The sequence below is a fragment of the Gilliamella sp. LMG 34361 genome (assembly GCF_984569075.1).
Window position 1 is genome coordinate 1,235,182 of record NZ_OZ474903.1, and the last position, 20,369, is coordinate 1,255,550.

Annotated in this window: 21 protein-coding genes and 1 tRNA gene; 8 read left to right on the forward strand and 14 right to left on the reverse strand. The window is 34.6% G+C overall.

Annotation, left to right across the window (positions count from 1 at the left end; genetic code table 11):
• Window positions 1-469 precede the first annotated feature (469 nt).
• The 7 genes from AC5LXI_RS06030 (at window position 470) to AC5LXI_RS06060 (ending at window position 7,139) form a co-directional block, all read left to right on the forward strand.
• Complete coding sequence (locus AC5LXI_RS06030; RefSeq protein WP_493444264.1) at window positions 470-2,953, forward strand: penicillin-binding protein 1A; 2,484 nt, start codon at window positions 470-472, stop codon at window positions 2,951-2,953.
• A 14-nt stretch (window positions 2,954-2,967) separates the two neighbouring features.
• Complete coding sequence (rsmD, locus tag AC5LXI_RS06035) at window positions 2,968-3,531, forward strand: 16S rRNA (guanine(966)-N(2))-methyltransferase RsmD (protein ID WP_493443965.1); 564 nt, start codon at window positions 2,968-2,970, stop codon at window positions 3,529-3,531.
• Entirely contained in the window at window positions 3,531-3,788 is a 258-nt protein-coding gene (locus AC5LXI_RS06040; RefSeq protein ID WP_493443966.1) for a DUF1145 domain-containing protein, read from the forward strand. Before rsmD ends, AC5LXI_RS06040 begins: the two co-directional genes overlap by 1 nt.
• A gap of 71 nt (window positions 3,789-3,859) precedes the next feature.
• Window positions 3,860-3,935: transfer RNA gene (locus tag AC5LXI_RS06045), tRNA-Gly, on the forward strand.
• Between the two features lie 878 nt (window positions 3,936-4,813).
• Window positions 4,814-5,968 (forward strand): Thoeris type III anti-phage system protein ThcB4, encoded by a 1,155-nt coding sequence (thcB4, locus tag AC5LXI_RS06050; RefSeq protein WP_493443967.1) that lies wholly within the window; start codon window positions 4,814-4,816, stop codon window positions 5,966-5,968.
• Entirely contained in the window at window positions 5,958-6,539 is a 582-nt protein-coding gene (gene thcA / locus AC5LXI_RS06055) for a Thoeris type III anti-phage system protein ThcA (protein ID WP_493443968.1), read from the forward strand. The genes thcB4 and thcA overlap by 11 nt, the downstream gene beginning before the upstream one ends.
• A complete protein-coding gene (locus AC5LXI_RS06060; RefSeq protein ID WP_493443969.1) occupies window positions 6,540-7,139 on the forward strand; it encodes a TIR domain-containing protein in 600 nt (199 codons plus the stop codon). It begins immediately after the preceding gene.
• Window positions 7,140-7,650: 511 nt separating this feature from the next.
• Here AC5LXI_RS06060 and AC5LXI_RS06065 read toward each other — a convergent pair.
• From AC5LXI_RS06065 to AC5LXI_RS06115, 11 genes are all read right to left on the reverse strand, one after another.
• Window positions 7,651-8,136, reverse strand: coding sequence for a TIR domain-containing protein (locus AC5LXI_RS06065; RefSeq protein WP_493443970.1), 486 nt, complete (start codon window positions 8,134-8,136; stop codon window positions 7,651-7,653).
• Between the two features lie 32 nt (window positions 8,137-8,168).
• The gene (locus AC5LXI_RS06070) at window positions 8,169-8,714 is read right to left on the reverse strand and encodes a TIR domain-containing protein (RefSeq protein WP_493443971.1); all 546 of its coding nucleotides are present in this window, start codon (window positions 8,712-8,714) and stop codon (window positions 8,169-8,171) included.
• Window positions 8,715-8,744: 30 nt separating this feature from the next.
• Window positions 8,745-9,401, reverse strand: coding sequence for a JAB domain-containing protein (locus AC5LXI_RS06075; RefSeq protein ID WP_493443972.1), 657 nt, complete (start codon window positions 9,399-9,401; stop codon window positions 8,745-8,747).
• A gap of 133 nt (window positions 9,402-9,534) precedes the next feature.
• A complete protein-coding gene (locus AC5LXI_RS06080) occupies window positions 9,535-9,807 on the reverse strand; it encodes a type II toxin-antitoxin system RelE/ParE family toxin (protein ID WP_493444265.1) in 273 nt (90 codons plus the stop codon).
• A gap of 53 nt (window positions 9,808-9,860) precedes the next feature.
• Window positions 9,861-10,136, reverse strand: a complete 276-nt coding sequence (locus AC5LXI_RS06085) for a type II toxin-antitoxin system Phd/YefM family antitoxin (RefSeq protein WP_493443973.1) — start codon at window positions 10,134-10,136, stop codon at window positions 9,861-9,863.
• Between the two features lie 901 nt (window positions 10,137-11,037).
• Window positions 11,038-12,255, reverse strand: a complete 1,218-nt coding sequence (locus tag AC5LXI_RS06090; protein ID WP_493443974.1) for an MFS transporter — start codon at window positions 12,253-12,255, stop codon at window positions 11,038-11,040.
• Window positions 12,256-12,513: 258 nt separating this feature from the next.
• The gene (locus AC5LXI_RS06095) at window positions 12,514-13,626 is read right to left on the reverse strand and encodes a ribosomal protein uL16 3-hydroxylase (RefSeq protein ID WP_493443975.1); all 1,113 of its coding nucleotides are present in this window, start codon (window positions 13,624-13,626) and stop codon (window positions 12,514-12,516) included.
• Complete coding sequence (locus AC5LXI_RS06100; RefSeq protein ID WP_493443976.1) at window positions 13,619-14,401, reverse strand: YchF/TatD family DNA exonuclease; 783 nt, start codon at window positions 14,399-14,401, stop codon at window positions 13,619-13,621. Before AC5LXI_RS06100 ends, AC5LXI_RS06095 begins: the two co-directional genes overlap by 8 nt.
• A gap of 21 nt (window positions 14,402-14,422) precedes the next feature.
• Window positions 14,423-15,592 (reverse strand): lipopolysaccharide assembly protein LapB, encoded by a 1,170-nt coding sequence (gene lapB / locus AC5LXI_RS06105; protein ID WP_493443977.1) that lies wholly within the window; start codon window positions 15,590-15,592, stop codon window positions 14,423-14,425.
• Between the two features lie 14 nt (window positions 15,593-15,606).
• A complete protein-coding gene (locus tag AC5LXI_RS06110) occupies window positions 15,607-15,894 on the reverse strand; it encodes a LapA family protein (protein WP_493443978.1) in 288 nt (95 codons plus the stop codon).
• Between the two features lie 74 nt (window positions 15,895-15,968).
• Window positions 15,969-16,688, reverse strand: coding sequence for a phosphatase PAP2 family protein (locus tag AC5LXI_RS06115; protein ID WP_493443979.1), 720 nt, complete (start codon window positions 16,686-16,688; stop codon window positions 15,969-15,971).
• Window positions 16,689-16,784: 96 nt separating this feature from the next.
• On the opposite strand from AC5LXI_RS06115, the gene ribA reads away from it, so the two are divergent.
• Window positions 16,785-17,390 carry a GTP cyclohydrolase II gene (gene ribA, locus AC5LXI_RS06120; RefSeq protein ID WP_493443980.1) on the forward strand — a complete coding sequence of 202 codons (606 nt, stop codon included), beginning with the start codon at window positions 16,785-16,787 and terminating at the stop codon, window positions 17,388-17,390.
• A 76-nt stretch (window positions 17,391-17,466) separates the two neighbouring features.
• Here ribA and thmT read toward each other — a convergent pair whose 3' ends face one another.
• From thmT to ligA, 3 genes are all read right to left on the reverse strand, one after another.
• On the reverse strand, window positions 17,467-17,655 hold the full coding sequence (gene thmT, locus AC5LXI_RS06125; RefSeq protein WP_493443981.1) for a 2-hydroxymuconate tautomerase: 189 nt from the start codon (window positions 17,653-17,655) through the stop codon (window positions 17,467-17,469).
• A 9-nt stretch (window positions 17,656-17,664) separates the two neighbouring features.
• Window positions 17,665-18,180 (reverse strand): S-ribosylhomocysteine lyase, encoded by a 516-nt coding sequence (luxS, locus tag AC5LXI_RS06130; protein WP_493443982.1) that lies wholly within the window; start codon window positions 18,178-18,180, stop codon window positions 17,665-17,667.
• Between the two features lie 68 nt (window positions 18,181-18,248).
• A complete protein-coding gene (ligA, locus tag AC5LXI_RS06135; RefSeq protein ID WP_493443983.1) occupies window positions 18,249-20,309 on the reverse strand; it encodes an NAD-dependent DNA ligase LigA in 2,061 nt (686 codons plus the stop codon).
• Window positions 20,310-20,369 lie beyond the last annotated feature (60 nt).

The window sequence follows — 20,369 nt, forward strand, 5'->3', positions numbered from 1 at the left end:
CGCTTCATCAGTTATATTTAGAAATATAAAAATATTGTGAGATAATGCACAAAATTATTTGAGAATTTACTGACTTTGAAAAACTGTCAATCAAACGTTTAACCTTTATTAAACTAATGTGGTATTTATTTTATAACTTATTCATCAAGTTTTGTGCAAAAGCTAAGATATAAAATAATTAGTAATGGGATATGAAAGTATAAGTGATATAAAAAGTAAATCTACTTTAAATTTAAGAGGTTAATAATTGTTTGATGGATTTTAATAATTTTAAAAAAATAGATTAAAGCCGCTTTTTATTTTGAGTCTTTTCGAGTAAGTAGTATACTCATCGGCTAAAAATGGATTGGAATCAATATATACAGTTTTATTATCTTACTTTGATTTAAAATCAATTGGATAGGAATGATTTGTGATAATATTAAAAATATTAAAATTTTGTCTTAAACTTTTCATCGGTTTAGTACTTATGGGTTTAGTGATTGGGATCGCCGGTTACAGCCATTATTCTAAAGATTTGCCAGATGTTGCGACACTAAAAGATGTTCGTTTACAAACACCAATGCAAGTATTAAGTAGAGAGGGTGAATTAATTGCTGTTTTTGGTGAACGTCACCGAATTCCACTAAAATATGATGAAATTCCACCAATTATTGTCAATGCGGTTATCGCTACCGAAGATGCACGTTTCCATGAACATTTCGGTATCGATCCAATTGGTATTGTGCGTGCTATGTATATCGGGTTGAAGGACAAAAACTTTTCACAAGGTGGTAGTACGATCACCCAGCAAGTGGCAAAAAACTTCTTCTTAACGCCAGAAAAGAGTATTTCTCGTAAAGTAAAAGAGATGATTATTGCAATCCGTATGGAGCGAGAATTATCTAAAGACGAGATAATGGCGTTATATCTAAATATGATTAACTTTGGTTCGCGTGCTTATGGCGTGGCTGCCGCGTCATATACTTTTTTTGGTAAAACGCCAGATCAGTTAACCATTGATGAAGCCGCATTACTTGCCGGTTTACCAAATGCGCCATCTGCCTATAATCCAATGTCGCATCCAGAAAAAGCGTTAACAAGACGTAATTGGGTTTTAGGACGTATGTTAGATCAAAATTATATTACTCAAGCTGAGTATAATGAAGCGATTAAAAAACCGCTAAACGCAAGTTATCATACGCCAAAAATTGAATTTTCGGCACCATATGTTGCTGAGATGGCAAGACAGTTTATGTACGATAAATTTGGTGAAAACGCCTATACCGATGGTTATAAAGTTTATACTACAATCTCTAAAACGGATCAGGTGGCAGCAACCGAAGCTGTACAAAAACATATTATTGATTATGATATGCGACACGGCTATCGTGGCCCTGAAAAAGTATTATGGCAACATAATGAGCCGCCATTGAGTGAGGAACAAATTCAAGAAGCTTTACATAAATATATTTGCTATAGCGGTATGTGTCCTGCTGTGGTTATAGAATCTTCAGATAAAAAAGCAAAAGCAGTATTATCCGATAAAAGTAATATTACCATTGCCTTTCAAGACATGAAATGGGCAAGAAAATTTATTACTGATAATCAACAAGGGGCTTCACCAAGAAAGGTAAATGATACTTTAAAACCAGGTCAGCTGATTTGGGTTAAAAAATCTGGTGAAAATTGGGCTTTAGCGCAGATTCCAGCCGTTAATGCTGCACTAGTTTCTCTTGATTCTAATAACGGAGCCATTAAAGCGATTGTTGGTGGTTATGATTTCAATTTAAGTAAATTTAATCGCGCAACACAAGCTTTACGTCAATTAGGTTCAAATATTAAACCATTTGTTTATACGGCGACTTTAGAGAAAGGTCTAACTATGGCAACACTACTTAATGATGCACCGATTGTGCGCACCACAGGTAGTGTAACTTGGCGTCCAAAAAATTCCCCACCGACTTACGCTGGTCCATTAAGAATGCGAATCGGTTTAGGGATGTCTAAAAACGTGATGATGGTGCGGGCACTACGTGCAATTGGTATTGACTATGCAGCTACTTATTTAGAGCGTTTTGGATTCCCAAAAGAGAATATCTCACACAATGAATCACTTGCTTTAGGTTCGGCTTCATTCACACCATTGCAGGTGGCCCGTGCTTATTCGGTGATTGTTAATGGTGGTTATTTAATTACTCCATATTTAATTGAAAAAATCGAATATGACAATGATAGTGGCGTAATTTATCAACACCAACCATTGGTTGCTTGTCAAAACTGTAAAGGTGAAGTAGTGAAATTTGATTCTGTTTCAGTCTCGTTAGATAACGTTGAGAACGAGTCGAATGAGACTGGTAATGAAGAGCCGGAAGCGGCGAATCTTAAATCAGAAGATAACTTAATTTTACCTGATATTGATAAAGACAGCAAAACTACTGATCTAACACCTAAATATGCACCACATACTGTTGATAGCGGTATTGCCTTTATTATGAAAGATGGATTACGTAGTATTGTCTTTGGTGGTTCGGATTGGCAAGGTACTGCTTGGCGTGTAAAAGCACTAGGTCGAAAAGACGTGGGAGGTAAAACCGGTACGACTAACCAATCGAAAGACGTTTGGTTTTCAGGATTCGGTGGTAATATTGTGACCTCGGTCTGGATGGGCTTTGATGACCATCGTCGCGCTCTAGGACGAGCTTTCCGTGCCGAAGCAGGGGCAGTTACAGCTAATCCTGTTTGGGTTGACTATATGAAAGTTGCTCTTAAAGATGTACCAGAGAAACAAGATGTAAAACCAGATAATGTTATTTCTGTCACTATCGATCAGCGAACCGGTATGTTACCAGGCTCAGGCGCGAGAACTATGTCGGAATACTTTATTAAAGGAACAGAGCCAACTACATATGGATCGCAAGAAGTTGGTACCAGCGTGACGGATTCACAAGGTAACACACAAGAACTATTCTAACTAAGGTTTTTTATATGAATGGTTCTATAAGAATTATTGGTGGTAAATGGCGCGGACGAAAGTTATCAGTACTCGACAAACAAGGTTTGCGTCCAACTACAGATAGAGTAAAGGAGACTCTATATAACTGGTTAATGCCAGTTATCCAAAGTAGTGTTTGTCTAGATTGTTTTTCTGGTAGTGGATCATTAGGTTTTGAAGCCGCATCACGCGGTGCTCAAAATGTCACATTATTAGAGAAAGACAAACAAGTTGCTAACCAGCTAAAGAAAAATAAGCAATTAATTGCATGCGATAATGTCGAAATTTATTCAACAGATACTTTTCAATGGCTTGATAAACCTGCCCAAAAGCAATTTGATATTGTGTTTATCGATCCGCCTTTTCATCATTCATTAGTCGAAAAGACGGTAAAACTTCTTGAAAATAACCATTGGTTAAGTTCATCAGCTTATGTTTATATTGAATCTGAGTTGGGACATGATTTATGCAGTTATATTCCATCAAATTGGTATTTACATCGAGAAAAAACAGCAGGGCAAGTTCATAGCTACCTATTTATAAGAGAAGAGAGATAATGTTCATATTTTTAGGTAAATTAATTTATTCATTCATCTGGTTATTTTTATTATTTAACCTTGTTCATCCTTTCCCTAAACCAGCAAACATTGTCGCTTACGTTGGATTAGCTGCTTTTGTCCTTACTCACGGATTACAAGCATGGATGCTACAATCAACGATGACCAACCAAGAAAAAGAGCAGGATAAATTTAAAGCACTTAGACTTTTTATTTTTGGTGTTTTTGAAACACTTAGCTGGAAGAACAAAAAATAACGGTTAAAAATGGTTGCCATAGACTAATATTTTTGTATAATGCTCTCCACTTCTTTCGAAGCAATCAATATGCGGGAATAGCTCAGTTGGTAGAGCGCAACCTTGCCAAGGTTGAGGTCGCGAGTTCGAACCTCGTTTCCCGCTCCATTTCTTATAAATGTTTCTAATAAAGCTTATATTTCTTTCAAATAAAGGAACTAATCAGCTAGTTAACTCTAATAATGACTATTAAAATCAATTTAAAGCATGTACTGGAATGTCTATACTTTTTCATACGATAAAATTAAAGGGTAACGGTTTATTAAATGTCATCGGTGTAAAATAATCTAATAATATCGAGATAGTTTATTTGCAATATCGACTCGTTCACTGACTGTTATTTGATATCGATGTTTTCCTATTTGTTTAATCTTTAAGTGAGCTTCTTTCATTAAACATCTGACCCTAAAATGACCAATAGCAATCTACTTCTGTTGACTCGTTGATGTAATGTGACTCGCGTCTTGTTAATAGGCTTATCCCTCATCTCATAGAATGATGAAATGGAAATAATAAATAACGTACAAACTAGTTGTAACGGGTATTGCTTACTTTATTGGTTTGTTAGCACATATCTTGGTATTCGTCCGAGATTAAGAGAGCTGTAGCTTTTTTTAGGGTCTTCTTTTCAAGTTCGAGTCGTTTAATCTTTTTTCCAACTCTGGTATCTGTAATTTTTCTGACATGATCGCTTTTGCTTTTAGAGTTACACCACTCAATTCACTATAAAGTTGTTTTACCGGACATTGGAAATGTGGTTTCATCAATACCCATGGCTACACAGACATCTGAAAAAGAAGCACTTGCTCCCACCTTTTTGAATTTGGGCATAGCGATGGTAGGCGACGGTATGTTGAAAGGGTTTATAGTTTGTAAAACAAATTGAATTGCAATTAAACTATTTTTAATAAATTATATATCTTATACTGATAACAATTTTAAATAAGAAGTATAATAAATCTAAACTAAAATTAGGTAGGATATATATGAAGTATCAGTTAATAATATTAGGGGCTCCAAATAAGTTCGAACAAGCTATTTTAGATTTACTCTTCAAGCAAATTGATGAGCTTGGCATGGATCGTAACATGTTACATATCCTTAAACGTGAAAAATTTAAGAATGAATATCATGCCAATTACCCTGCATATTGTTTATACATGGGTGATACTAATCAAAGAACAGATTTAGATATCCTAACTATATTAAAAAAAGATGCTACCTTAATCCTACCTATTGTTTCAAGTTTAACAAAGTTTGATGAAAGCATTCCTGAAATATTAAAAAATCAAAATGGTTTTCAGCTATCAAATGAACGAGGGATTCCAAGTTTGGTTAGTTGTATTTTGGAAGGGTTTAGCTTAATTAGAACCAGTCGAAGAGTTTTCATTAGTTATAAACGTTTAGAATCCAGCCATATTGCAATTCAACTTTATGAAGCTTTAGAGAAATCAGGATTTGACGTTTTTTTAGATACGCATAGTATTCGTCCAGGAGAGCCTTTTCAAGAAGAATTGTGGCATAGAATGACTGACTCCGATATTATTGTTTTATTAAATACTGATAACTTTTTAAAAAGTAACTGGACTAAACAAGAACTGGCTAAAGCCAATTCATTAAGTATTGGTATTATTCAAATTATTTGGCCTAATGCAAAATTAATACCAGAAGCACATATTTGTAAACCGATTAAATTGAAAGATAAGGACTTTGACGATTATATCCACAAGAAATTAGTAGACAGTGTAGTGGAAAACATTATATATTCTACTGAAGTTCTTAGAGCGAGAACTCTTGCTGCTCGTCAGGATAATTTAACGTCAGAATTTATTTCTTTTGCAATTCAAAGTAATGTTAAAGTAACACTCCATCCTGATAAATTTATTTCTATATATAAAAATAATGAAGAATATATAATTATCCCTACAATAGGTGTACCTCAGTCATTGAACTGCAATAATGCAGAAGATTTAATTTTAAGGATTAAACAAGAGAAGCCTAAAGGTATTTATTTACTTTATGATCATGTGAATATCAGAGATAAATGGTTATGTCATTTAGAATGGCTAAACCAATATTTACCTGTACAATCTCTTAGGTTATCTGAATCTTTGACAATTTTAGGAGGTAATGGTGAATAAAATTTTCCTTTCTGCCAGTATCCCTTTACCTGATAGAGACCCTAAATATATTGGAACCGCAGATATATCAGCAATAAGAGATGCTGTAAATGCATTGGCAAAAGTTGTTATTCCTAATGCAATTTTAGTTTGGGGAGGGCATCCTTCTATTACACCACTTATTCGAGTGATTTTGGAAAAACTTAAAACAGATGTTTCAAAGCATGTTGTTTTATATCAATCTGAATTTTTTAGCAAAATATTTCCTTCAGATAATGAACATATTGAATGTATAAAATTGATAAATGAAATTAAAGATAATAAAGATGAAAGTTTAGCACTAATGCGTAAAGAAATGATTGGGGGTAATGATTTCACTGCGGGAATTTTTATTGGGGGTATGGAAGGAGTTGAAGATGAGTTTAATCTTTTCAAACAATATCACCCTGATGCTTTACTTTTACCAGTGGCAACAACAGGAGCCGCTTCTTTATCAATTTATCAAGCATCGCCTGAAAACTATATGGAAGAGCTTAATACAGATTACGCATATATGGCATTATTTACGAAATTATTAAAAGGAAGAATTTAAATGGGTAAGAAAATTTTTATTTCTTATAAATATGGAGATACACAAGTAGCAAGACTTAATAACCAAAAAACAAAAGTAAGAGATTACGTTGATCTCCTACAAAAGCAATTAGAAAAACAAGGAGATCATATAAATAAAGGTGAAAATGATGATGAAAGTTTAGCTCATTTTAAAGATAAAACTATTCAGTCTGAGTTATCAGATAAAATTTATGATAGTACGGTAACGATAGTCCTGGTTTCTAAGGGAATGAACGAGCTGCGGTGTTCAGAAAAAGACCAATGGATACCTTGGGAAATTGCGTATTCTTTAAGATCTAAAACTCGTTCTGATAGAACTAGTAAAACTAATGCTATTCTTGCTATAAAGTTACCAGATGAAAATAATAGCTACGATTATGATCCTAAATTGTTTAATATCATCAAAAAAAACATGAATAACCTTGAGTATTCATATTTATTAGATAAACCTTATTTACCAGAATCTTATATTCTTTTTGCCGAATGGGGCTCTTTTTTTAAAAATATAAACTATTATATTGATGTATCTTTAGAAATTTGGCGAAATCGTGATAAATATCATATTAGTAAATCAATATAAGAACTAGATTATCAATATCACTACTTATAATATATTATTATAAGTAGTGATAAGTCTTAATTAAATCCAAATACAACCCATTTCATAATAAAAATAAGTATAGATAAAGCTAAATAGAATATACTAATAGAAGGTGAAATGCTACATTTCATTAATAAGCATAAACCTTTATTTACAGGCATAACTGCATATAAATCTTGAGCCGTTAGAGTATTTGTATGTAATTTAGAAATAAATTGATTATAGGAGTTTTGAAATGCTTTTTCTAACCCTAAATAATAAATATCTAATACAGCAAAGGTGACGATTAGAAATAAAGCCAGATATATATTCTACTTTACCTTTATCTGCAATCATCACTAAAACGGCTGATATATGCGTAATACACCATGTTTTACAAGCGGCACTATTTTAAGCCATTTTCTGTATAACATTTTGTATAATTGACAAATGTGCCTGCACAGAAACTGACTCTGATTCTATTTTGATAGAGGTATCTGTATTAACCATTTTATGATCTTCTTGGTGCCATAGCCATATTTACCCAATTTTCTAGCTTTCTTGAAATATCACCATAGGCATCATCTGAAAGAGGATCATAACACGGAACATGCTTCGACAATCTATCCCCATTGTCGAGTACGATTGTATCGAATGGGTTGTTCCCTTTTCTACAAGTACCAGTTCTTGGACATTTTATGTTATGAATATAAATACCAAAGATAGGTTTTCCTTTATTCCATGCTTTTTTTATTTCGTAATTCACCCAAGGTATTGTTGATGTATCTGAACCGACCAAAACAATAACACATTGTTTGTATTTCATGTTTTCATCAATCCATCGCTTAATTGACTTTTCACCACCTCGCTTTACCTTTTCCCAATCATTCGCATTAACTGGAGTATTACCCTCAAGCACACCTATATTTCTTATTTGTTGAACTCTCATCACATCATTATCGTAGTGAAAACTATAAAAAACAGGTTTTTTAGCCATATTTGCTCTCCATTACATATGTAAAAATATTATTAACTTTTTTGTAGCCATATTTTTAGTGGTACAAATGTATTATTATCTGTATAATGGACATAATATTCTTTTGGATTATATTCAGAGGTTATATAAGGATAGATATTTAAATACTCAGGACTTGTATAATTACTGTTATCTTTTTGTACAACTAATAATGCAATATTATCTCTATATTTTGCCGCATCACCTAGTCCTAACTCCCAGTTACACCATTTAGAATTAATTGCTTCTTCAGTTGCTAATAAGATAAATTTATCATTTTTCAGGATTTTTTCTTTAATTTTTTTAGCTGTTTCACCCGATGTAATTTTTGGCATTTCTTCATCTAACCAATCCACATACACTTCTACGCCAAACCCTTTAAGAAAGTTTATTGCTGCTAATAAATTTACTTTTAATTCATCGTGTTTATGGGATAAGAATATCGTAGTTTGAATAGCTTTAGTTTCTTCTCTGTAAAATCCAAGTATTCTTTTCGAAAATTTTACGCTATATTGAGTTTTGCTAAAACTTCTTAACTCACTTTCAGTTATTAATGTCATGCCATAATTCCCTTATACACTTTATTTATATCAAATAATTTTCTTATTAATAATTTTTTCAACCTTTTGTGGTGGAATATCCATAACTTTAGCAATGCTTTCAATTGCGACGCCTTTATCAAGAAGTAAAGCAACCATTGTTATTTCAAGTTTTTCTCGTCGCTCTTTCTCTAAATCTAATTTTTGTTTAGCAATCTTCTGCTCTTCTTTCCTAATCTGCTCAATCACCTGATAAGTAGGAACATATTTAAGGCTTTTTTCCAACTCATCCATTAAACCAATCGACCTAAAACTAGTATAAGACAAAGGGGAGATTATCAAATGGTCTACAAATTCTATATTTAAGATTTGTCCCACTTGGATTAATCGATCTGTGATATCTTTATCAGTTACGGAGGGTGACAATCTTCCTGATGGATGATTATGTACAGCAATCACTCGTGAAGCATTTTTCATGACAGCTACACGAAACACATTCATTGGCTCAACATCTACCGATTTATAAGACCCTAAGGCAATGAGTTCAATATATAGAATGTAACCCGCTAGATTCATACCAACAATCCAGAAATGTTCTTTTTCTTGGTCTATTTTGTTGTCACGTAATAGCACATTCTTCATGATATTATAGACATCATCCGTGCCTTCTATATAACGTTTATCGTTTTTAGCGAGTTTTATATCCATTATGAGGTACACTGTGTAAGAATGAGTTTGTTAATGTTATCAATATAACATAATTCCATAGAATAAAAAGTCATTGATAGTATAGCAATAACGGCTAATTATTAGCCTTATAGCCCCTAATTTGTAATACACGCTACCTTAATAAACGCCGAGCTAATAATGCTTGCATATCACGTCTGCCATCGGTAATTAAAAAAATAACGACCTGTTGGTCGATGATTTTGTAGATAAGCCGGTAGGATTTAAACAAGGTTTGACGATAATCACGATTGCCTAAATCTAGTAACTCTTTAGGAATACTGCCTTTTTCATTAAAATGGCTTAAACTCTCAGCAATTTTTAGCAGTTCATCCAATACGTAATCGGCATTTTCAGGGCAGTCATACTCTACTATATAGTCATAAATGGCTGCTAAGTTTGCCTATGCATCTTGCGTTAGGACGACTTTATACGTAAGCATTAAGCTATTTTCCTTTTATTTTTTAGACGGTTAATCACCTCATTTACATCGGTAATTTGTCCTGCCTCTACCTGTTTTTGACCTAATGCCAGAATTTTAAGTAATGCTAGTGTTTCTTGCGTTTCTTCATAGGAGGCAATATCTTGAATGACTGCTTTGGCCTCGCCATTTTGAGTGATAATTAATGGCTCTCTTGATCTAGTTAAATTGTTCATTACCCCGGCGGCGTTAGCTTTTAAGTAACTGATTGGTTTAATCTGCTGAGAATAGCGCATGTAAACCTCACATTATTAAGACTAAATAAAGTCTAAAAAAGGACTTAATCTAGTCTAAGTAGTTAAATAAAAAAAGCAATCTGAGTCTAAAAACAGCTACTAAAAACTATTGCATAACACCCAAAACAAGGACATAATTAAGGACAGAAAACATCAATGTACAGTTATGATATGTGTGTTTCCAATAGGTTAGCTCTTTTATTTGAGATATCTTTCCCGCTCCAAGTCTCCTTCTAAAGGTTTTGATTATAATTGATAATTTCTTGAAATTACAATGTTAATTGTATACTTACCTTTGTTAAAAACCATTATCGTGCGTTTCCTTATTCTCATTCATTTTTTGACATGAAAAAAATTTGAACAACAAACAAGAGAATATAGTGTGATGGAATGTCTACGCTTTTTTATACTTAACGGCTTATTAAAAGCTATCGGTGCCAAATATGATGAATGTAGCTGATTATTCTTATACCAATATGTATAAGCAGAAGAACGTTAGTATGAAAAAGTATGGACATTGCATTTAATTAAAGGGAATAAAATTATTAAATTATAAAAATAATTTTTATGAAATCAAATATAAAAAATATAAGATAATTAAAAAATAGCTTTACTGTTCTGCTATTGATGCTTGTATTTCTGATTAATAAAACGAATCACAAACTGATACGATAAAACCTATAAAATTAAAGTTGCATTTACTTGAGGGAGTGCCGTATGAACGTACCTATAAAATAGGTTTTAACGTTATTACCTTTCAAAGTAAAAGCGTTTTGGGAAGGTTATTTAAAAGATGAATTGGTCTTTAGTATTCCATTAAAGCCAGCTGATTGTAATGAATAATTATAATGTAACTAGATTTAATAATGAAACAGGGCATTTAACCCTGTTTTTTATATCGCTATTGTAACGCTTTGCCTTTGGTTTCTGGAATTAAGAATATAAAGGCTGCTGCGGATAATAGGTAAGCCCCTGACAATAATGCTAATGCATAACTGATTGAGTAGATCGTTGCTAAATAGGCAATAAGTACTTGCGATAAGCCTGCAATGCCACGACCGACGTTAAAGATGATGTTTTCAGCACTTGAGCGTGCATCGGTGGTGTAGTGTTCTGCTAGTAGTGCACCATACCCACCCATCATGCCGTTAACGAAAAAGCCAATCACTGAGCCAAAGATGATTAATATTGCGACTTCTTTTTGTTGAAAATAGAACCATATTGATATGGCTGATACTAATAAAAATACAATATAAGAAGGACGTCGACCGAATTTGTCACATAACCAACCAAATATTAATATGCCTAATGACATGCCGATAGTGGTTGATATAGTCCAAAGCATAGTGTTTTTGAAAGGTAGATGATATTCAGATGCAATCATATTTGGCATCCAAACCATTATTCCATAAAAGCCAAAGTTTTGGACTGCACAGGCAATAGTTAAGCCGATGGTGGTTGCGGTAATTCTTGGGTTTTTAAAGAGTTTGCTGATGGCAATTTTGTTTTTGTTTTGGTCTTTTAGATTTTGCCAAATTTCGGGTTCTTTTAGTCCTTTACGTGTCCATGCGACAAATAATGCGGGTAATACACCCATGGCAAATGCCCAACGCCATCCATGAACTTCGCCAATAAAATTAACGGTTAATGCAGCAAGAATGATACCGACTTGGAAACCAAGTGCCACAATTGAGGTTGCTCTTGAACGTTTATGTTTTGGCCAGCTTTCAGATACTAACGTCATGCCAATGCCAAATTCACCACCAAGACCTAATCCACTTAGAAAACGAAAAATAAGGAAGCATTCATAATTCGGTGATATCGCACAAAGCCCAGTAAATAACGAGAAGATTAAGATTGTCCATGAAAATACTCTAACTCGCCCATATTTGTCGGCAAGGATACCAAAAAAGATTCCGCCTAATACTGCCCCTAATAATGTGGCTGAGGTTAAAGTACCAAGATCGGCTTTGGTTAGGTTGAAACTAGTGGCAATTAGGCTGAAACAGACGCCTAAAATCATCATATCTAAGCCATCTAATGCATAACCTACGGTAGATGCAAATAGGGTGCGCTTTTGATAGGGTGTGGTTTGTTCACTTTGCACGTCAATGTTCATGTTTACCTCAAGTCATTTATAGTGGATCGGTATTTTTTATTTAACATATTTTTTATAAAACGAGGGAGGGGATTAAAGCGGGGGCAAGTATATACTTAAAAGTGAGAAAAATCCAAATGAAAAGGCGAAATTAGCGAGTTTTATTTTATTTTTTGTCGATTTGGCAAAATTATTCGACTAATCTTGATAAATATCTCATTTTTGAGACAAATTAGCCGACAATTTCGCCATTTCGCAGCTGTTTGTGACAGAGTTTTTTTAATCAATATACCAATAACCAAGATTAACGAATTCTAACAGGACATTTAGAGTTTGTTCGTCTTTTAATTGTTCGTAGTAAAGTACTTCCGATTCACATAACATGTCGATGGTTTCCATTGGTAATGGTATTTTTTTACCGTTGATGTAAGCCGTATCGGCTATTTTTACAATGCGAATACTTGGCACGCGTTTGAGTTCTTCGCCGTATTCTAAAGCTTCTTTAAGTTCATCTAAGTCGTAAAGGCAATCAGGGTCAATGGGAACGATGTTGGGTTCATGCATCGGTATGGTTATGTGTTTACCAAACCAATCATTGAATAGAGCGGGGTTTTTAATGAGGTCGATCATTTGTCCTTTTAACTTTTCAAGTTCATATGGTTGGATTCGATACGGATCGCTAGGTAACTTTAAGTCAGGGTCTTGATAGAAAATGCCATTAGGTAAGTTATCAATTACATAATCAGCAAAGCTACTAAGTAGTTCTTGTGATGTTTGGGTTCTAAAGCCAACAGAATAACTAAGCGATTCACCAATGGATACCCCATTATGTGGAAAGCCGATTGGAATATATAAAATATCACCAGCGGTGATTTCTTCATCGATAATCGGCCGATAGTCTTCTACATGCAGTAACGCTTTATGAGCACTAAATTGTTTGTAATTAGGATTACGATCGCCAACTTGCCAACGTCGGCAACCTTTGCCCTGAATAATGAATACATCGTAATTATCAATATGCGGCCCAACACCTGCACCACGAGTAGCGTAAGAGATCATAAGATCTTCAAATTGCCATAAGGGAAGGCATTTAAATGGTTCCACTAAGGTTGCAGCTTGTTCATGCCAATGGTCCACTGCTTGTACAAGAAGAGTCCAATTTTCCTCACCTAGATGGCTGAAATCAGTAAAAGGTCCGTAATTAGCATCCCATATCCCATTTTTGTTGGTAACGATTCGGCTTTCGAATATTTCTTCCATGGCAAGACCAGCCAGTTTTTCTGGGGAGATAGGGTCGATAAAGTTGCTAAAAGCATTACGTAAGATGACGGGTTTTTTTTGCCAATAATTGGCTAAAAAATCATCCCAATCGATGGATAATTTATTATTCATTGAACTCTCCTTGTAAATTAAATAATTGACAAAAGTTGGTTGTTGTTTGCTTTGCAATGGTGTCTAAAGAGACGCCTTTTAATGCGGCTAAGTAATTAGCTACTTCGCGAACATAAGCTGGTTGGTTTTCTTTTCCGCGATAAGGTACCGGTGCTAAATAAGGTGAGTCAGTTTCAATCAGCATGCGATCTAAAGGTATATATTTTGCTACTTCTCGTAAAGATTCGGCATTTTTAAATGTAATAATGCCGGAAAATGAGATATAAAAACCGATATCTAATAATGCTTTAGCAGTATCAATATCTTCAGTGAAGCAGTGCAATACACCACAATAGGCTTGCTGTTCTTTTAATAGTTTTAATGTGTCTTCTTTCGCATTGCGGGTGTGTACAATGATCGGTTTTTTTAATTGTTTGCCTAATTTTATGTGCTCGATAAAGTTGGCTTGTTGTAATTCAATGTTGTCTTTTTGATAGTAATAATCAAGTCCTGTTTCACCTAGGGCAATAACGTTGTCTTCTTGAGCAAGGCGAGCAAACCGGTCGGCATCATAGGGTTCATCATCCAAATTGAGTGGATGAATTCCACAAGAAAATGAGCATTGTTTTTGGTATGGCATTAACATGTTTTTCATAGATTCATAGCCAGAGAGTGTGGTTGCTACGCTTAAGCAATGTTTTACCTCGTTGTTTAATGCTTCTTGCAATACGATATCAAGCGATTTGTTAGTATAGTCCAAGCTGTCTAAATGACAGTGCGAATCAATTAGAAACATATTTTTCTCTTTTTAATTATCTCAATGATGTTCAAAATCACGAACTGGTTTTATGGTTGACCATGAGCGACAGCCTGGGCACAACCAGTAGAGGGTATTAACTGTAAATCCACATTTTTGGCAGCGGTAATTAGGAACGGATTTTATTTGTTCACCAACCATATTGCGAAGTAGTAATAAGCTCTCTTTGGCTTTTCCTTGTTCGGCATCAGCAACATGGTAATCCATTAAGCGATAGAATCCTTTTAGATTTGGGTGTTTTAGTAATTCACGATAAAGGTAATATTGCGCTGCATCAAGTCCATTGTCTTTTTCAATAATATCAGCAAGCATAAGTTCAGCAACATTTCCAGTGTCTTGTTTGACACAAATTTCAAGGAATTGTTTAAATAGTTGCGGTTGGTTGAGTTTTGCGTAACATGTTTTTAATAATGGTAACACCTCACCAATAAAGGCTTTGTCCTGATTTAATATTTGTTGTAAAGATTCAATTGCTTGTTCGGTTTTGTTTTGTGCAATAAATACTCGTCCAAGCATTAACGATGTGCGGGCGCAATTAACATCAGCAGCCGCTGATTTTTTTAATAAGTTGTAAGCTTGATCTAAATCATTATTAGCAATAGCGATGGTAGCTAGTTCACAATAAAATTGGGCAATTTCAATTTTAAATTTTACATTGCCGAGCTTGACCAATTTTGTGGCGGCGTTAATCGCATTGTTCCATTCGCTAGTTGATTGATAAATGATTAGTAATTGTTGTAAAGCATGTTGTTGAAACTCTTCTTCGTCGATTAACTGTAAAAACATCTCTTCTGCACGATCGTAAAAACCGGCTACCATGTAATCTCGCCCAAGCTGTTGAATGGCTAATAGACGTTGTTCAAAGGTTAAAGATGAACTTTCCATCAATGCTTGGTGAATACGTATTGCGCGGTCTACCTCGCCTCGTGAACGGAATAAGTTGCCCAAAGTAAGATGGGCTTCTAGCGTGCCGTCATCTTCTTTTAACATGTCAAGGAAGAGATCAACCGCTTTATCTTTTTGATTGGACAAAAGGAAGTTTAGACCATCAACATATTCCCGAGATAGTCGGTTAGATTCATTTAAATATTTTTGCCTGGCATTTCTATTACCCATATACCAGCCATATCCGGCGGCTATTGGAAGTAATAGAAATAACAATTCAAACATAATGACCTATTTTTTTAATTGGTTAAATTTTGACGATTATCTACATTATATTTTTTCTGCAATTTGTTTAGTTTACGTTTTGTCGATGAGTGTTGGAATTTAGATTTTAGGAAGTATATCCCTGTTAATATCCAACCAATTAAAAAACCAGAACCAAATAAAATAGCAAGCAGTACCGATAACCTAATTTCGATTTTAGCAATTAAATAGTTAAATGTGACTAATTGATTATTAGCTGAACCTATTGTTATCGATATGGCGAAAATGAGAATTATCAATAAAATTGATATTACTAATTTCATAATTTTAACCTTTTTATTTTATTAAAAATCTCTAATTAACTATAATTTTTTTACAAAACTTGTTATTTATAAAATCATCTGACTACTATATGCCATTTTCTAGCATAAAAACAGCAGATTAATGTAATTAACCAAGCAAGCATAATACCTAATAATAGATCATAAGCAGAATGCATGCCTAGTAATAATCGGCTTGTTTCAATTAGTGATGACCAAATCACAATGGCGGTAACAATTAAAAAATGTCGCCTAAAGCTGAGTAATGCTATCGCAAAAAATGCCCAAGTTGCTGCAAATAATGTATGTCCAGAAGGAAAAGCATAGCCGGTTTCATGTTGCCAATGCTTACTTAACCAAGATGGTATAGCCGTTGAATTAGCAAGTAGTTGTTCTATGTTGGCTTTTCGTTCTGCTCTTGTTTGTGAATAAAATTGTTTGTCGCTAAATTGATATTCTTTTGCTAACCATAATACGTATGGTCTAGATTCAGCTGTTTGTTGTTTGATAAGGCCTTTAATGATTTGCCCGCCTAACATTGCACTAATAAATATTAGCAATAATATTGAGATTGTTTTTTTGGTTTTATTGGCTAATAGTAAACAAAATAATAGAAACATCAGCCCCGATGTAATTATTGCCCAAGGAAAACTTGCTGTTTCAGTTAACCAAAAAAAATATTTAGATGTATTATTTATTGACGATGGTTGCCACTGCCAATTTACGACTATTACAGATAACGGTATAATTAGAAATAAAACTAATACCGCTATTGTTTTTTTTATTACTAACCCCATTTAAAAACTCAATTAAGCATAAAATTTGACTTATTTTAACATGGATGCATGATTAAAAAAATCTTATCTATGTTGTTATTAAACTTGGAGATAATAATGCAATTAAAACATGTTGCACAAGCCAAACTGCCAACACCATGGGGATGTTTTACCATTGTTGGTTTTGAAGAAATTGCAACAGGTAAGGATCATGTGGCATTAGTGTTTGGTGATATCAATAATCAAACCCCCATTTTGACACGTGTTCATTCAGAGTGTTTAACCGGCGATGCGTTATTTAGTTTGCGTTGTGATTGTGGTTTTCAGTTGGAAGCTGCGTTAAGGCAAATCGCTAAAGAAGGTAAAGGGATTTTAATTTATCATCGCCAAGAGGGGCGTAATATTGGGTTGTTAAATAAAATTAGAGCTTATGCCCTTCAAGATCAGGGTTTAGACACGGTTGAAGCAAATGAGCAATTAGGTTTTGCGCCAGATGAGCGTGATTTCACTTTATGTGCTGATATGTTGACGTTGTTGGGAGTGTCACAAATTCGTTTGTTAACCAATAACCCAGAGAAGATTAAAGTGCTTGAGCAAGCCGGGATTAAGGTAACCGAGCGCGTTCCTTTAGAAGTAGGGGAAAATCCAAATAATGAGTATTATTTAGCGACTAAGGCGAATAAATTAGGACATTTATTGCATTTGCATCATTGTAATCGCTAATTTTTTAAACTTGAATGGTTTAACTTAGCCAACCTCAGTAGTTTATATTGAGGTTGATTTTTATGTGTTAATTAAATTAATCTTTATCGCAACGAAGTACGCCACCATTGGCAATTTGGTCTTTAGAGACTTCGTGCATGATAATTTGTACGGCCTCTGGTTTGCAGTTGAGTGTTTGGACAATTGCATCGGTTACTCGTTTAGCCATTTCGCGTTTTTGTTCAATGGTTCGTCCTTCTAAAAAGTCTATAACTACATTGGGCATAAATATCTCCTAGTGATTAATAGTGGCAAGTTGTGCATCCGTTAGTGCAATGTCTTGATTATGACAAATTCCAATACCAGATTGGATGATTTTTTCAGCAATCACTTTGGCTTCTTCTAATGAGTGCATAGTATAGGTTCCGCATTGGTATTTGTTTAGTTCAGGAATTTCAGATTGTGATTTTACATTTAGTACATCATGCATAGATTTTAACCAAGCGTCAACCGCTAACGACTCATTAGGTTTACCAATTAAGCTCATATAAAATCCAGTACGGCATCCCATTGGTGAAATATCTATAATTTCAACTTTATTACTGTTTAAGTGATCACGCATAAAGCCGGCAAATAGATGTTCTAATGTATGAATACCTTTTTCAGGTAAAAGTGCTTTATTAGGGATGGTAAAGCGAAGATCAAATACGGTAATGTCATCCCCCTTAGGGGTTTTCATGATTTTAGCTATTCGCACAAAAGGTGCGTTCATTTTAGTATGATCGACTTTAAAACTGTCTAATAAAGGCATAGTATTCTCCTTAGTTTGTGATCAAGCTATTTTGATAAATTAGCTTGATTTATTCCACTATTTTTTATTCATTGATTTAATAACTCTATCATTTCTTGTTCGTCAATGATTTTTATTCCGAGTTCTTCTGCTTTGGTTAGCTTTGAACCTGGTGATTCACCGGCTATTACTAAGTCAGTTTTTTTAGAAACGCTACCAGTGACTTTAGCACCAAGTTTTTTTAATTTATCTTTTGCTTCGTCACGGGTTAATTGTGATAATGTTCCGGTTAAAACTACGGTTTTACCGCTAAATGGCGAGTCAATCGTTAATGGTTTTACTTCGACATCTGGCCAGTGTATACCGATTTCAGCACTGGTTAGTTGCTCAATGACATCGCGATTATGTGGTTCTTTAAAAAAGTCGGTAATACTTTCAGCAATCACCTCACCAACATCATTTACGGTTTGTAGCTGTTCTAATGAGGCATTTTCAATGGCTGATAAATTACCTAATTGATTAACGAGACTTTCGGCGGTAACTTCGCCAACATTTGGTATGCCAAGCGCAAAAATAAAGCGATTTAAGCTGGTGTTTTTTGATTCTTTCAAAGCATTAATTAAATTATTCGCTAATTTTTCGCCAACTTTGTCCAATGAGCATAGCATTGGTAACGTGAGTTTATAGAGATCAGCCGGCGTTTTGACATAATCTTTATCAACTAGTTGTTCAATTAGTTTATCACCTAAGCCATCAACATTCATTGCCCGGCGAGATACAAAGTGTTTTAAGGCTTCCTTGCGCTGGGCAGGACAAATCAAACCGCCGGCGCAACGGGAGATTGCTTCACCTTCATCACGAACAATCAGAGAACCACAAATAGGGCAATGAGTTGGGAAGATGATTTCTTTGCTGTCGGCTGGCCGTCGATTTTGAATAACCGCAACAATTTGTGGTATTACATCACCTGCACGCCGTACTGTTACATAATCACCTTCACGAATGCCTAAGCGTACAATTTCATCGCTGTTGTGTAAAGTCGCATTGCTAACAATAACACCAGCTACGGATACTGGCTCCAATCTTGCTACAGGTGTTATGGCTCCAGTTCGTCCAACTTGGAAATCGACTTTTTTAAGTTGTGTTATTTCCTCTTGTGCTGGGAATTTAAATGCGGTTGCCCAGCGAGGTGCACGGGCAACAAAACCAAGTTCATCTTGTTGAGCGATGCTGTTAACTTTGATAACGACACCATCAATATCAAAATCGAGTGACATTCGTTGCTCACCAATTTCATGAAAGTAGGTAAGCGCTTCTTGGACTCCTTGGCGAATTTGTACTTTGTCACTAACTGGCAAACCCCATGCTTTAAATTGCATTAAACGGTCATAGTGGTTATCTGGTAAAGTTGTGCCTTCATAAATACCCATGCCATAACAGAAAAAAGAGAGTGGTCTTTTGGCGGTAATTTTAGGATCTAATTGTCTTAATGAACCCGCTGCGGCATTACGGGGGTTAGCGAAAGTTCTTTCGTTGCGTTTTTCCGATTCAGCATTCAATTTGGCAAAACCTTTATGAGTCATAATGACTTCGCCTCGCACTTCTAATCGAGTAGGGATATTTTCACCTTGTAAAACTAAAGGAATAGTTTTTATCGTTCTAACGTTTGAGGTGATATCTTCACCTGTGGTACCATCACCACGAGTCGCGGCTCGAATAAATTGCCCATTTTCATATAATAAACTTACCGCTAATCCATCAAGTTTTAACTCGCAGCAGTATTCAACGGATTGACTGTTGCTAAGATGTAAGCGATCTTTTACTCTTTTATTAAAGGCGTTAAAACTCACTTCATCAAAAACATTATCAAGTGATAGCATTGGTAATTCATGTTTGACCGAGGCAAATTGTGATAATGCTACACCACCTACACGTTGTGTTGGTGAGTCGGGTGTAATTAGTTCAGGGTGATCGTGTTCTAAGCTGTTTAGTTGTTTTATTAACTTATCATATTCTACGTCAGGAATTTCTGGTGCATCAAGCACATAATAACAATATTCATGATGTCTTATAAGATTGCGTAGAGCCGTGATTTGTTCTTCTACATCTTGTTGAGATTCAGGTTGGTTTGCTAAGCGTTTATTTGGCATGATTTTTAACTCTTAATTAAAACAAAAGTTACAGAATTAGCAATAACATAGTACTTAACT

What these genes read in the sequence shown, in the direction of transcription:
- AC5LXI_RS06030 (WP_493444264.1), top strand. Translation starts at nt 470, where the DNA reads ATGGGTTTAGTGATTGGGATCGCCGGTTACAGCCATTATTCTAAAGAT.
- rsmD (WP_493443965.1), top strand. Translation starts at nt 2,968, where the DNA reads ATGAATGGTTCTATAAGAATTATTGGTGGTAAATGGCGCGGACGAAAG.
- AC5LXI_RS06040 (WP_493443966.1), top strand. Translation starts at nt 3,531, where the DNA reads ATGTTCATATTTTTAGGTAAATTAATTTATTCATTCATCTGGTTATTT.
- thcB4 (WP_493443967.1), top strand. Translation starts at nt 4,814, where the DNA reads ATGAAGTATCAGTTAATAATATTAGGGGCTCCAAATAAGTTCGAACAA.
- thcA (WP_493443968.1), top strand. Translation starts at nt 5,958, where the DNA reads ATGGTGAATAAAATTTTCCTTTCTGCCAGTATCCCTTTACCTGATAGA.
- AC5LXI_RS06060 (WP_493443969.1), top strand. Translation starts at nt 6,540, where the DNA reads ATGGGTAAGAAAATTTTTATTTCTTATAAATATGGAGATACACAAGTA.
- AC5LXI_RS06065 (WP_493443970.1), bottom strand. Translation starts at nt 8,136, where the DNA reads ATGGCTAAAAAACCTGTTTTTTATAGTTTTCACTACGATAATGATGTG.
- AC5LXI_RS06070 (WP_493443971.1), bottom strand. Translation starts at nt 8,714, where the DNA reads ATGACATTAATAACTGAAAGTGAGTTAAGAAGTTTTAGCAAAACTCAA.
- AC5LXI_RS06075 (WP_493443972.1), bottom strand. Translation starts at nt 9,401, where the DNA reads ATGGATATAAAACTCGCTAAAAACGATAAACGTTATATAGAAGGCACG.
- AC5LXI_RS06085 (WP_493443973.1), bottom strand. Translation starts at nt 10,136, where the DNA reads ATGCGCTATTCTCAGCAGATTAAACCAATCAGTTACTTAAAAGCTAAC.
- AC5LXI_RS06090 (WP_493443974.1), bottom strand. Translation starts at nt 12,255, where the DNA reads ATGAACATTGACGTGCAAAGTGAACAAACCACACCCTATCAAAAGCGC.
- AC5LXI_RS06095 (WP_493443975.1), bottom strand. Translation starts at nt 13,626, where the DNA reads ATGAATAATAAATTATCCATCGATTGGGATGATTTTTTAGCCAATTAT.
- AC5LXI_RS06100 (WP_493443976.1), bottom strand. Translation starts at nt 14,401, where the DNA reads ATGTTTCTAATTGATTCGCACTGTCATTTAGACAGCTTGGACTATACT.
- lapB (WP_493443977.1), bottom strand. Translation starts at nt 15,592, where the DNA reads ATGTTTGAATTGTTATTTCTATTACTTCCAATAGCCGCCGGATATGGC.
- AC5LXI_RS06110 (WP_493443978.1), bottom strand. Translation starts at nt 15,894, where the DNA reads ATGAAATTAGTAATATCAATTTTATTGATAATTCTCATTTTCGCCATA.
- AC5LXI_RS06115 (WP_493443979.1), bottom strand. Translation starts at nt 16,688, where the DNA reads ATGGGGTTAGTAATAAAAAAAACAATAGCGGTATTAGTTTTATTTCTA.
- ribA (WP_493443980.1), top strand. Translation starts at nt 16,785, where the DNA reads ATGCAATTAAAACATGTTGCACAAGCCAAACTGCCAACACCATGGGGA.
- thmT (WP_493443981.1), bottom strand. Translation starts at nt 17,655, where the DNA reads ATGCCCAATGTAGTTATAGACTTTTTAGAAGGACGAACCATTGAACAA.
- luxS (WP_493443982.1), bottom strand. Translation starts at nt 18,180, where the DNA reads ATGCCTTTATTAGACAGTTTTAAAGTCGATCATACTAAAATGAACGCA.
- ligA (WP_493443983.1), bottom strand. Translation starts at nt 20,309, where the DNA reads ATGCCAAATAAACGCTTAGCAAACCAACCTGAATCTCAACAAGATGTA.